This window comes from Gilliamella intestini (genome assembly GCF_900094935.1).
GTDB classification, from domain to species: Bacteria; Pseudomonadota; Gammaproteobacteria; order Enterobacterales; family Orbaceae; genus Gilliamella; species Gilliamella intestini.
In genome coordinates this window covers 1-13,531 of the sequence record NZ_FMBA01000003.1, presented here as the reverse complement: position 1 = coordinate 13,531, position 13,531 = coordinate 1, and the positions used below count along the sequence as shown (strand labels likewise).

The window sequence follows — 13,531 nt, the reverse complement described above, 5'->3', positions numbered from 1 at the left end:
TAAAACTAAAGGTATTACTTATCGAAGCAATAGTTTTTTTTGACTTTTATCAAATTTTTAAAGTGCTATATTAACCCTAATTATTTTAGGGCAATAAGGCCCCGTTAGGAGGATTTAAAATGATTACAGGTATCCAAATTACTAAAGCAGACAACTCAGCACTTCTAAATTCTTTCTGGTTATTAGACGACTCTACAAAAGAAGCTCGTTGTGTAGCTGCTAAATCAGTTTATAAAGAAGATCAAATTATTCCAACTGCAGAACTTGGTCAATTCGAATATCGCGAAGTTCCATTAGATGTTGCTCCAACTGTAAAAGTTGAAGGTGGTCAACATTTAAATGTGAACGTTCTTCGTCGTGAAACTTTAGAAGACGCTGTAAAACACCCAGAAAAATACCCACAATTAACAATTCGTGTTTCTGGTTATGCAGTACGTTTTAACTCATTAACAGCAGAACAACAACGTGACGTTATTGCTCGTACGTTTACAACTAAAATTTAACAGTCTATTCAAAAACTTAGAAATACTCGCCCTTTACTAAACTTTAATTTAGACAAAAAACTCGCCAAAAAGCGAGTTTTCAGATTGCTGACAAACCTCGATATAATTCGGGGTTTATTTTTTTATTTAAACCATAAACAGGATTTTTAATTTGGATTTTATTAAATAAATTAAAAAACAGCCTAAAAAACGTAACAAAACTAGCTTTATCGCTATTTTCTTGATATTTTGAGCCGTTACGGCCAATAAACAGTGCATTTGAACCTGCGCTCTTCCCCCTAAATCGTGCATGGCGATGTTCGTGGTATTGTTTGGGATTCTCATCATGAGTGGGCGACGATAACCCAACACTGGATTAAAGCCAAACCGCCCTAACTGGCGTTTTAATCGAGTCATATAAGGCTAGGAATCATAGACATTTCCGGCTATAACATAGGCATCGGTAATTAAATTATGTTTGCCATCAACCGTTCGGTGATCTAAGTAGAAGAACCCTTTAGGCTTGCCTTCCCGATGCATAAAGCTACTGTCCGTATATAAAACCCGACCATTTATCAACCATTGGCAATGGCTTGCTCAACAATTTAAAAAAACACAGGTGCATTTATGGCGGATTATTTTAATCATAACAAAGAATAATTGCTGTTTTTTACAACTCAATTAGCAAAACCCTTAATAAAACGAAAAAAATCTTAAAAAAGTTTTCAAAAATGCTAGTCAAATAGTTTTCAAACGATTACAATTAAAAACAAAATAGATTATTTAATAACCAGAAAATTATAAAATATCAAATAAAAAAGATATTACTTGACAAGGAAGATGTGATGCAGTACCATGTAAAGCACCAAGCACCAACACTGGCAAACCTATGCCTTAAGCTTATCAAATAACGCCATTAGGCACGTTTTTAGATTTTTCTCGCTTATATCCTCGATATTATCGCTTAAATTATCACTAAAATCATTTTCAAAAATTGTGTTACTGGCACTGCCGTTATTGTCATATTCGTGGCAATTGCAGGCAGCAAATAATAACACTAATCAAACGGATAAGCGTAGTGATGCAATAATACTACCACCGTCAGAAGTTATTAATTATGCAAGGCCAACTCTAAGGTTTGGTTATGCAGGCCCTGCTGACATATGGAATTCGAATAAAGGCTTTTTAGTTCAATCAATCAATTCTGAATCATACTACCTCAATTTCCCGACCACAGGCGCGCATAATTTATCTTTTGATTTACTTATAAGTGGGGTAGATATAAATAAATTGACATGGCAACCAGTCACGCATGAGGGAATTACTGCAACAGTGACAAATGTTGTAAATACTACTTTGTGGACTCCTGATTATGAGGAGAGAGGAGCAGTGGTAGCTCGCGTAACACTAACCGGTCCAGAGGCAAGAAATGAATGGAACAATCCTCATCCTAGCCCAATTGCTAAGCCAAAGTTACCGCAGACGTTTGAGTTAGTGGGTAGAGATAATGATGGCAATGAAGTAGTCTATGGATTTGTGCTACAAAAGTGGTTCGTCAATCGTGGTCATCAATTTGAACCTTATAGTGACCAGTTAGCATGGTGTAATAGTTTGGGTTATCGCATGCCGAAGGTAAAAGATTTAACCAATGCGAAGTGTGGTAAACATTATTATTTCCCCTGTAGGAATGGCATAGATGGCGCCAAGCCGTCGTCAGGAGATAGTTCATTACAACGTCGAATTGGCGCTGGATTTTTTACGGAGTGGGGCTACATGCAAGACTACTATGGTGCGAACTTTTCCTTCCTCTACTATTGGACAAGTGACGGGATAGAGGCAGATAGAATTCGGTACAATGTTTACGCGGGCGGTGGCAACGTTGCCATTCCCAGCGAAAGCCCCAGCACCCACTTTTATGCTGTTTGCACCACTCCTTAGTTTTTAGTTATTAATCTTTAAAGTTATATAAGACAGCCAAGCAATAAAAAACAGCCGCCCCACATCAAGTGGGGCTGTTTATTGGTGCATTTTGAAGGTTATTTTGTAAAAAATATTCAGGAGTCTATACCGTTTGGGCATTTAAAAACCCAAAAGTGTGATAGGCACTTTAATTGAAATAGCGCGTCATTAATCGATATTAAAGTATTTAACTATTTAAAATTATATAAATAATTTTAAAAACACAGGTGCATTTATGATGGATTATTTTAATCATAACAAAGAATAATTCGCTGTTTTCCTACAACTTAAAAGTAGGCTGTTTATTGGTTTATTTTGCTAGTTATTTTGTAAAAAATATTCAGGAGTGTATACCGTTTGGGGATTTAAAAAACCAAAAGCATATAATAGTCTTCACTTAATCTGACATTTGAGCTATTTTATAACACAAAAAGGAGAGTCAGAAATGAATCAAACCGTTTAATACTATTTTTATTTGTACTATTTTCTACAATCCCCCATAATGTTACTATAATAACATTATCACCCTATATCTGTTATTAAAATAACATTTACAACTAATAAATTCATTATATTAGACATCAAAACTAAAAAACTTAAGGACATTACTATGAATTATGCAAAGTATATCGATCATACTTTACTGGCAATGAACGCAACAAAAGACCAAATCACTAAACTTTGTGAAGAAGCTAAACAATACCATTTTTATTCAGTTTGTGTAAATTCAGGCTATGTTCCTTTAGTGGCTAGTTTACTGAAAGGTAGCGATGTAAAAGTGTGTTCTGTAGTTGGCTTTCCGTTAGGTGCAATGCTAACTAGCGCTAAAGCCTTTGAAACCGAAATGGCGGTTAAAGCAGGTGCGCAAGAAATCGATATGGTTATTAATGTGGGTTGGTTAAAAAGCAATGATTGGGATGCGGTTAAACAAGATATTGAGGCGGTATTTAATGCTTGTGGCGCTGTGCCATTAAAAGTGATTTTAGAAACTTGTTTATTAACTAAAGACGAAATTGTTAAAGTCTGTGAAATCTGTAAGCAAATCGGCGTTGCTTTTGTTAAAACCTCAACAGGGTTTAGTGTATCTGGTGCAACGGTTGAGGATGTTAAGTTGATGCGTGATACCGTTGGTAATGCGATGGGTGTTAAGGCATCGGGCGGTATTCGTGATCGTCAAACGGCTGAAAAAATGGTTCAAGCGGGGGCTTCGCGTTTAGGGGCTAGTGCTGGTATTGCGATTGTTTCTGGCGATGCAACTTCGACCAGTGATTATTAATCAATGATATCAATTAATAAGCTACTTATGTAGCTTGTTATTATTGATTTATGGGATCAGCATGGAAACACAATCACAAAAAAGAGTGAATGATCTTATTCAACTTTTAAAAAAAACAGATAAGATTCATTTAAAACAAGCCGCTAAGTTGTTGGCTGTTTCAGAAATGACTATTCGCCGAGATTTGAGCAATGTTGGCTGTTCCCTAAGTGTTTTGGGTGGCTATGTTGTTAGTGATGCTCGTCATCAAATTACCCCGTATTTTTTGTCAGACCAACAAGATAAACAGGTTTATGAAAAACAATATATTGCCAATATAGCTAGTAAATACATTGTAGAAAACGATACCGTTTTTTTTGATTGTGGTACCACTATTCCTTTTATTATTGATGCCATTGATGATGAAATAACTTTTACTGCGATCTGTTATTCATTAAACGCATTTTTAGCATTACAAAATAAACCCAATTGTAAGACAATTTTATGTGGTGGTCATTATCAGGCGAATAATGCGATTTTTAGTGCTATTGGTCAGCATAGTGAATTAAATTCGATTTGCCCAAATAAAGCATTTATTTCGGCCGCAGGGATTGATATTAAGCAAGGCGTAACTTGTTATCATTTTGATGAGCTTAATATGAAGCGTGCAGCAATACAACGTTCAGGTCAAACTATTTTAATTGCTGATCATACTAAATTTAATCAAGTTAAACCGGCTTTTATTGGTGAGTTAACTCTGTTTAATCAAATTATTACAGATAAAGCGCCGAGTAATGAGTTTATTACTTTTTTTAATAACCATAAGATAACGTTAATTTATTAATATGAAAAACATCACAATTTTAGGTTCGACTGGCTCAATTGGTTGCAGTACGCTAGCGGTTATTGCTCAAAATCCACATCTATTTAAAGCTTATGCTTTAGTAGGAGGTAATAATGTTGCCAAAATGACTGAGCAATGTTTGACTTTTAAACCTAAATACGTTGCCATGGCAACAGCGCAAGCCGCGACAGAGTTAAAAGCAAATCTTGCTAATTTAAAATTGGATATTGAAGTGTTAAGTGGTGAACAAGCCATTTGCGACTTAGCGCAGTTGCCTGAGGTCGATCAGGTTATGGCTGCAATCGTTGGAGCCGCAGGGCTAAAACCAACCCTTGCTGCAATTAAAAAGGGTAAGCGTATTTTGCTGGCCAATAAAGAATCGCTAGTAACCTGTGGGCATTTATTTATGCAAGCGGTTAAAGAGTATGATGCTGAGTTGTTACCAGTGGATAGTGAACATAACGCTATTTTTCAAAGTTTGCCAACGGCGGTACAGCATAATTTAGGTTTTGCTAATCTTGCTGAACATGGTATTACTAAAATCGTGTTAACAGGATCTGGCGGACCATTTCGCGATTGGGATTTAGCTAAACTTGCGCATGTCACCCCCGAGCAAGCGGTTGCTCATCCTAATTGGTCGATGGGTAAAAAAATATCTGTCGATTCGGCAACGATGATGAATAAAGGCCTTGAATATATTGAAGCTCGTTGGTTATTTAATGCTAGTGCCGATGAAATGGAAATTATTATTCATCCGCAATCAATCATCCATTCCATGGTGCGTTATCAAGATGGTAGTGTGGTGGCTGAACTTGGTGTGCCTGATATGTGCACACCAATTGCTTATGCCATGTCTTACCCCGATCGTGTGCCTTCAAGCGTACCACCTTTAGATTTTACGCAAATTTCGTCGTTAACATTTAAACAACCAAACTTTGACCGTTATCCATGTTTAAAATTGGCAATCGATGCCTTTAATCAAGGGCAATCTGCCACAACGGCACTTAATGCTGCTAATGAAATTGCGGTAGAAAATTTTTTGCAACATAAAATTAGTTTTATGGATATTGCCAAACAGGTCGCAACAGTGTTAGATAAACTTAATTTGCCGGAACCTTCGACCATTGATGATGTTTTTACTATTGATAAGTGGGCTAGAAAACAATTTAGCAAATTATAATGCATAAAATAATTTTATAGTAGTGTTTTATAGACACGGCAAGGTGTACCCATTGCCACCACATTACTTGGTATATCTTGATCAACAATACTGCCAGCAGCAATAACCGCATTATCGCCAATAGTGACATTTGGCAGTATAACTACATTACCGCCAATCCAAACGTTATTACCTATGGTAATTGGTTTTGCAAATTCAAGACCACTAGATCGTGTTTGGCTATCAGTTGGATGTCCTGATGTATAAAATCCGCAATTTGGTGCTACAAGTACGTTATCACCAAATGTTATTTTGGCCGCATCTAACATGATACAGTTAAAATTAGCGAAAAAATTTTCGCCAATTTCTATATTGTAGCCATAATCACATTGAAATCCTGGCATAATCGTAAATAGTTTGCCTGTTTTACCTAATAGCTTTTGAAACAGTTGTAGCCTTTGGTTAACCGCTAATGGTGATAATTGATTTAATTGAAAGCAGATATCTTGCGCATAAAGCCGCTCATTAACAAGTAAGTCGATACAAGAATCATATAATAAACCAGCTAACATTTTTTCTTTTTCTGTCATTTTACTATGCCATTTGTTTTGCTGTTAATGTTGGATTATCGCTAATAAATGATTGTAAAAATGTACTATCAGGTAGTGCAGTTAATGCGCCTTTTTTGGTTGTAGCTAAGGCACCGCAAGCACTAGCTATAGTCATCATGCTTTCTAACATTAGTTTATCTTCAGGCATTCCAGATGACGCAATACTGCTAAGTAATCCAGCCACAAAAGCATCACCTGCACCGGTTGTATCAACACTATTTACATGGTAGGAATCAAACGAAAATGTTTTACCTTGCCATAATACAATGCTGCCATCTTTACCTTTGGTAATTAATTTTAATGGTGCTTCATAATGTTGTTGTAGTTTGTTTAATGCTTCACTCCAATCATTGCTTTGAGTTAACCAAAATAGTTCTTCGTCTGATAGCTTGAGGATATCAGCATCATGACAAAATTGGGTAATAATGGTGCGCATTTCGTCTTTATTGGCCCACATCTGTTCGCGCAAGTTAACATCAAAGCTGATTAACCCATTTTTAGTTGTAAGTTGTTCAATAGCCATTTTAAGTGTTTGGCGGCAGGTGTGTCCGACTAGTGCCAAAGAGCAAAAATGTAAAATATCTTGGCTAAAATCAGGAATCGCTTGCTGAGACAAAAATTGATCGGCTGAAGGTGAAACCAAAAAAGTAAAACTTCGTTCCCCATTTTGACCTAAATCAACAACAACGGTACTTGTTTTGTAGTGTTCATCTTTTTCAAGGCATTGACAATCAACATGATATTCACAAAAAGTCTTTTCCATAAAATGGCCAAAAGGATCATTCCCAACTCGACCAATAAACGCTGAAGGTAGTCCTAATTTTGCAACTCCGATTGCAACATTCGCAGGTGCACCACCAGCACATGCTTTATAATTCATATCACCAAATGGCAATAAATCAATAACGGCATCCCCAAGGGACCAAACTTTAGTATTATTCATGTTACGACTCAATTTGTAGTTAGTTATGTTTAAATTTGATGAATATATCACTATTTTTCTATAAATGAGTTAGGTTTTTATTATTTGATATATTGTTATCAAAGACTAATAATAGACTAAATCATTTATTAAAAAAATCATGGTTAACATTAAAAATGTGTGACATTTATCACATATTTTGCTTGTTATTTTAGTGTGAGTTAACGTTAACAAATAAATTCAGGTACTATGTAATTATACCAATCTAATATTGAGTGAATAAAGGGGATTTTATGTCTAGTGCTATCGATAAAGCTAATCGAGCTATTGAAAATTTAGAAAAACAAATGAACAAACAATACTACCCACATTTTCATTTAGCACCACAAGCTGGTTGGTTGAATGATCCTAATGGGTTAATCTATTTTAAAGGGCAATATCATGCTTTTTATCAACATCATCCCTATAATGAAAATTGGGGACCTATGCATTGGGGGCATATGATAAGTGATGATTTGGTAACATGGCGTAGATTACCAATAGCTATTGCACCTGATCAAGATTTTGATAAAAGTGGGTGCTTTTCGGGTTCCGCTGTTGATAACCATGGCGAACTGTGTCTGCTTTACACAGGTCACATTTGGTTAAACGGTGAAGGTAACGATGAGCAAATTAGCCAAACCCAATGCCTTGCAACAAGTAATGATGGCATTCATTTTGAAAAACAAGGCACAGTACTTGTTCCTAAAGATGGAATTATGCATTTTCGGGATCCTAAAGTTTGGCAGCAAGACGGTAAATGGTGGATGGTCGTTGGTCAACGAACACCTAATGATGTGGGTGAGGTCTTACTTTATCGCTCTGATGATTTAAGAAATTGGATATTTGATCAGGTTGTTGTCAGTGATATTGATCCTAATGTCTATATGCTTGAATGCCCAGACTTTTTTCCACTTGGTGATAAATGGGTTTTGATGTTTTCACCACAAGGTATGAAAGCAAAGGGCTATCAATATCGCAATTTATTTCAGTCGGGTTATATTGTGGGTAACTGGCAACCTGGTGAGCGATTTTCAATCATTAAACCGTTCCAAGAAATGGATTTTGGACATGATTTTTATGCACCACAATCATTCCTTGCTGCTGATGGGCGTCGTATTATTTTTGCTTGGATGGATATGTGGCAGTCAGCCATGCCGAGCAAAAAAGATAAATGGGCAGGTGCGTTTACGCTTCCACGTGAACTCATTTTAGATCAAGATAATAAAGTCAGAAATCGCCCTGTAAAAGAACTTGAAGCATTGCGCGAAAAGCCAAAATCATTTGATGAAATAATGCTTAATAGTGAACTTAAAAATACCAATATTGAGTTAATTTGTTGTGAACTTTGTGTTGAATTTGATTTAAAAGAAAGTGATGCTGAGCGTTTTGGCTTGCAACTAGCTGCAACCGAAGATGGTAAACAAGCTACATTACTGTTTGTTGATCTGCAATCGAATCGCCTTGTGCTTGATCGGAGCTTATCCGGTCTTGAATTAACAGGTTACCGCAGCGTACCGTTACCAGAAACGGATAAATTAACCTTGCATGTTTTTATTGATGCTTCATCTGTAGAAGTATTTGTTAATGGTGATTTATATAGCCTTTCAAGCCGTATCTATCCAAAATTACCAGCAGAGCGAGTAGTTAATTTATTTGCTGAAAATGGGCAAGCTAAAGTTACTAAATTAGACAGTTGGCAATTGAAATCCATTTATGCTTAATATTTATTCACTGCCAATAGGCAGTGAAGTTTTTCTTGTACAAAAATTGGATTTTTATTGAAACTTTTCAGGAATGCTACAAATTGTTTCTTTGGTAATGCAATTTTTTATACTATCAAGCTTAATAAAAACATTGTATTTATTATTAACATATGTCAAATGATCCTAAATAATAAATGCAGAACTTTGTTTTTCATTGCCATATTTACTTAGTGGCTATTTAGCTTTTGTTTTACATCAGGTTTATTATAAACCCCAAAATGGTCTACAATTGTGCTACTAGCCGTATTTAGACCTAAAACTTCTACTTGTACACCTTCTTTACGGAATTTAATCACAACTTTATCTAAAGCCGCTACAGCGGTTATATCCCAAAAATGTGCTTGAGTAAGATCAATGGTTACCGTTTGTACAACCTCTTTAAAATCAAATGAACTAACAAATTTTGAGGATGATGCAAAAAATACTTGCCCATAAACTATATAGATACGTTGTGTTTTATTGGGTTGTTCAGTCTTAATTTGCAGATAATGAGCAACTTTATTGGCATAAAACAGTGATGCCAGTAATACCCCAACAAATACACCGTAAGCAAGGTTATGGGTAAATACGACAACAATTACAGTTGCGAGCATCACAATATTGGTTGAAAGTGGGTACGATTTAAGGTTCTTAATTGAGTCCCAGCTAAAGGTACCAATGGAAACCATAATCATCACAGCTACTAATGCAGCCATAGGAATTTGGCTTACCCAGTCTTGTAAAAAAACAACTAATAATAATAGTACAATTCCGGCAATAAATGAGGATAGACGCGTTCGTCCTCCTGATTTCATATTAATAATTGATTGTCCAATCATTGCACAACCAGCCATACCACCAAAGAAGCCCGTAACGATATTGGCGATACCTTGTCCCTTGCATTCTCGGTTTTTATCACTCGGCGTATCGGTTATATCATCTACAATGGTTGCGGTCATCATTGACTCTAATAAGCCAACAATGGCTAATGAAATGGAATAAGGAAGAATAATCAATAGAGTATCAAAATTAAAAGGAACATTTGGGAGTAAAAACGTAGGCAAACTTGTAGGAAGTGTTCCCATATCGCCGACCGTTCTTATATCCATTCCCAGATACATATAAATACCAGTAAGAGTAAGAATGCAGAGTAGCGGTGAAGGAAGTATTTTTCCTACTTTAGGAACATAAGGAAAAAGGTAAATAATACCAAGTCCTGCAATAGTCATTACATAAACGTGCCATGTTACATTAGTCAATTCTGGAAGTTGCGCTAAAAAGATCAAGATAGCTAAGGCATTAACGAATCCCGTTACCACAGAGCGAGAAACAAAGCGCATTAAGTTTCCTAATTTAAGAAATCCGGCAATAATTTGAAAAATACCGCATAAGATTGTTGCGATCAGTAAATATTCAACTCCATGATTTTTAACCAACCCTGCAATAACTAACGCCATTGCACCAGTAGCAGCAGAAATCATACCTGGACGGCCACCAGTAAAAGCAGTAACAACCGCTATACAAAAGGCTGCATATAGCCCCATTTTGGGATCAACGCCAGCAATAATTGAAAAAGCAATTGCTTCGGGAATAAGAGCTAGCGCCACAACGACACCGGACAGAACATCATTTCTGATATTTGAAAACCATTCTTTATATAAAGATTGCATTGAATTAAATCACCATCTGAAAAAGTAAAAGAAAATTACAGCGTGAAGCAATGCATTTATAAGGCTAGCAAAATTTGATAGGAACAAACATGAAGTCTGTGCATCACGCGAGTAATTATAATTATGATTGATAAAAAGAACTCGCAATAAACTACACAGGTATACTCCAGAATAAATTTATATTTTTATACTAATAAAGTTTAAGCAATTGTACAAGATTAATTTTTTATTATAGCCAAAGACAATAATAATTTTTATAAAGATTCCCTTTCTAAATAAGGCGATGCCACATGTACTATCTCTTTTTGGGGTTGATTAGTGATAATATGTAATGCTGCTTGTTTACCGATCTCATAATGAGGTAACTGAACTGTTGTCAGTGGTGGGTAAAATAGTTCACCTGTGCCCACCATATTATCGTAACCTAATACCGCAATATCATTTGGAATTTTTAATCCTTTGCTAAGTAAAAATTGATAAGCAACAAAAGCAATGCGGTCATTGCCACAAATTAGCACATCAAAATCCGGTTTTTTATTACAATGTTGTTTCAATATATCAACTGTCATCATATATTCTTGTTTAATATTACTTGGCAAATGAGATATATGGTAACTTGTTAGATCTTTTATGTCTTTGCCAGCATCTTGCCATGCTTGTTCAACTGCTTTACGTCGAGTATTACCTGCCAATGTTTTATCTGATAGGTAGATACATAAAGGTTTTTTATAACCTTTTTTAATTACTTGCTGCATAGCTTGATATTGACCTAAATAGTCGTTTGGAATGTAGCAAGCTAGTTGTTTTGAATCACTTATACAGTTGGCTAATACAACATTTTTATCTAATAACTTTTCAGGAAGTTCAACTTTTCTTAATCCCATTGTGGTATAGATAATACCATTAGGGCGATATGATAGCAGTGTATTTATTGCATGATCGGGATCTTTATCATCAAATAAATTAACTATAAAGGTATTCCAGCCATGATCTTGTGCGGTCTTTTCTATGGCTTGTAGTAATTCAACCGAAAAAGGCGTCATTGCTGTTTCTAAGGCTAGCACCCCAATAGCACGTGGTCCTGAATTATCACCTCTAATTTTACGTGCTGACAAGTCGGGAACATAATTAAGCTGATCAATAGCTTGTTTGACTCGATTATAAGTTTCTTTATTTAATTTTTCAGGGTTATTTATTGCGCGTGAAACCGTCATCAATGAAACAGATGCTAGCTTTGCAACATCCTTAAGTGAAGCCATAGTTAAATCCTTTTGTTTAACAAGATAAAAAATGATTATCAGCCATTACTATGCATGATGATATCACAAATAGAAATGATAAAAAGTGTGAGGTAAGTAACATTTATGATAATTGGTTCTATCTATTTCGTATCAAATATGGCAATAATGTTAACGTTAAACATCATCGATTTTCAACAATATAATAGAGTAATAAACATGAATATGATAAAAAATAGAAACTATTGGTTCTCGTCTGGTTACCTTATTACTTTTTATGCTGCGTGGTCACTGTGGTGGTCTTTTTATGCAATTTGGCTAAAAAGTAAAATTGGTTTATCGGGTGAGCAGTTAGGTATTGTTTATGCGGCCAATTCTGCTGCAGCCATGTTTTTTATGATTTTCTATGGCATTATCCAAGATAAATTACAAATAGGTAAGGCAGTTGTTACTTTTCAAAGTATTGTTATGATACTTATTGGTCCATTTTTAATTTATGTATATGAGCCTTTATTACAAAATAATTTTATTTGGGGAGTTTGTATTGGTGCACCTGTTTTAAGTGCCAGCTTTATTTCGGGTAGTGCTTTGATTGACTCTTTTATTGAACGTATTAGTCGATTATTTGGCTTTAAATTTGGTTCTGCTCGTTTTTGGGGATCATTTGGTTATGCTGCTGCAACGTTTGTTGCAGGTATTTTATTTAGCATTGATCCTCATATTAACTTTTGGATGGCGTCGGTTGTTGCGGTTATCTTTTTTACTATTAATATTGTATTTAAACCAAAACACTATCAAACATTACCGATTGGAAATAACAATACTGCTTTAACAGAAAAAACAACGACTATACCAACAATGGCTGAAATTTTCTCGCTGTTTGGATTACAAAAATTTTGGTTATTTGTATTGTTTGTTATTGGTACTTATAGTTTTTATACCATCTATGATCAGCAGTTATTCCCTAATTTTTATACGAGTTTTTTTAAAAAAACAGAAGATGGGGATAAAATTTACGGTTATTTAAATTCCTTCCAAGTCTTTTTAGAAGCAGCGTGTATGGTTATTGCGCCTTATTTTATTAACAAAATGGGAGCTAAAAAATCGTTATTAGTTGCTGCATTAGTCATGATTTGCCGAATTGCATTATCTGCAACGTTAGATAATATTTATCTGATATCATTCGTTAAGTTATTTCATGCAATTGAAATTCCATTATTTATTTTGGCGATGTTTAAATATATTGTAGGTAATTTTGATGCAAGGTTATCTGCTACACTTTATTTAGTTGGTTTTAATATTTCATCAAATCTTGGCGTTATTGTGTTGTCATGGTTTGTGGGTAAATTATTTGATAATACAGGATATGCGACAACATTTTATGTGCTTGCTGGGGTTGTTTTGATTACTTCGATAATAGCTATATTTACTTTAAGTGACGAGAAAAAAGCAAAACAACAATAATTTTAAATTAGCTCTAATAATTATAAAAATGGAAACATCTTGTTTCCATTTCAGATTGATGACAAAGAACTCGCTTTTTGGCGAGTTCTTTGATCTAATAGAGAGGAGTCCATTATAAGAGGAATTCTTCTATGCTAAAAAAA

The 13,531-nt window shown here is 35.1% G+C and carries 11 protein-coding genes; 7 read left to right on the top strand and 4 right to left on the bottom strand.

The genetic code is table 11. From position 1 onward, the window contains the following. Positions 1-119: 119 nt before the first annotated feature. The 5 genes from grcA (at position 120) to ispC (ending at position 5,720) form a co-directional block, all read left to right on the top strand. Positions 120-503, top strand: coding sequence for an autonomous glycyl radical cofactor GrcA (gene grcA / locus GA0061080_RS01095; protein ID WP_034910787.1), 384 nt, complete (start codon positions 120-122; stop codon positions 501-503). Positions 504-1,499: 996 nt separating this feature from the next. Further along, positions 1,500-2,420, top strand: coding sequence for a hypothetical protein (locus tag GA0061080_RS01085; protein ID WP_091119615.1), 921 nt, complete (start codon positions 1,500-1,502; stop codon positions 2,418-2,420). Between the two features lie 625 nt (positions 2,421-3,045). Then, positions 3,046-3,717 (top strand): deoxyribose-phosphate aldolase, encoded by a 672-nt coding sequence (gene deoC, locus GA0061080_RS01080; protein ID WP_091119611.1) that lies wholly within the window; start codon positions 3,046-3,048, stop codon positions 3,715-3,717. Positions 3,718-3,778: 61 nt separating this feature from the next. Beyond that, on the top strand, positions 3,779-4,540 hold the full coding sequence (deoR, locus tag GA0061080_RS01075) for a DNA-binding transcriptional repressor DeoR (RefSeq protein ID WP_091119607.1): 762 nt from the start codon (positions 3,779-3,781) through the stop codon (positions 4,538-4,540). Between the two features lies 1 nt (position 4,541). After that, positions 4,542-5,720, top strand: a complete 1,179-nt coding sequence (ispC, locus tag GA0061080_RS01070) for a 1-deoxy-D-xylulose-5-phosphate reductoisomerase (RefSeq protein WP_091119603.1) — start codon at positions 4,542-4,544, stop codon at positions 5,718-5,720. A 14-nt stretch (positions 5,721-5,734) separates the two neighbouring features. Here the strand turns inward: ispC and GA0061080_RS01065 are convergent, their stop codons facing one another. After that, positions 5,735-6,289 carry a sugar O-acetyltransferase gene (locus GA0061080_RS01065; protein WP_091119599.1) on the bottom strand — a complete coding sequence of 185 codons (555 nt, stop codon included), beginning with the start codon at positions 6,287-6,289 and terminating at the stop codon, positions 5,735-5,737. 4 nt (positions 6,290-6,293) lie between these two features. Then, complete coding sequence (locus GA0061080_RS01060; RefSeq protein WP_091119595.1) at positions 6,294-7,253, bottom strand: PfkB family carbohydrate kinase; 960 nt, start codon at positions 7,251-7,253, stop codon at positions 6,294-6,296. Between the two features lie 272 nt (positions 7,254-7,525). Between GA0061080_RS01060 and GA0061080_RS01055 the strand changes: the two genes are divergently transcribed. Next, entirely contained in the window at positions 7,526-8,995 is a 1,470-nt protein-coding gene (locus tag GA0061080_RS01055; protein ID WP_091119592.1) for a glycoside hydrolase family 32 protein, read from the top strand. Positions 8,996-9,204: 209 nt separating this feature from the next. Here the strand turns inward: GA0061080_RS01055 and GA0061080_RS01050 are convergent, their stop codons facing one another. Further along, positions 9,205-10,686, bottom strand: a complete 1,482-nt coding sequence (locus tag GA0061080_RS01050) for a SulP family inorganic anion transporter (protein WP_091119588.1) — start codon at positions 10,684-10,686, stop codon at positions 9,205-9,207. A gap of 254 nt (positions 10,687-10,940) precedes the next feature. Continuing rightward, a complete protein-coding gene (locus GA0061080_RS01045; protein WP_091119585.1) occupies positions 10,941-11,945 on the bottom strand; it encodes a LacI family DNA-binding transcriptional regulator in 1,005 nt (334 codons plus the stop codon). Between the two features lie 198 nt (positions 11,946-12,143). Here GA0061080_RS01045 and GA0061080_RS01040 point away from each other — a divergent pair, with 198 nt between their 5' ends. Beyond that, on the top strand, positions 12,144-13,388 hold the full coding sequence (locus GA0061080_RS01040) for an oligosaccharide MFS transporter (protein WP_209435682.1): 1,245 nt from the start codon (positions 12,144-12,146) through the stop codon (positions 13,386-13,388). Positions 13,389-13,531: the final 143 nt, after the last annotated feature.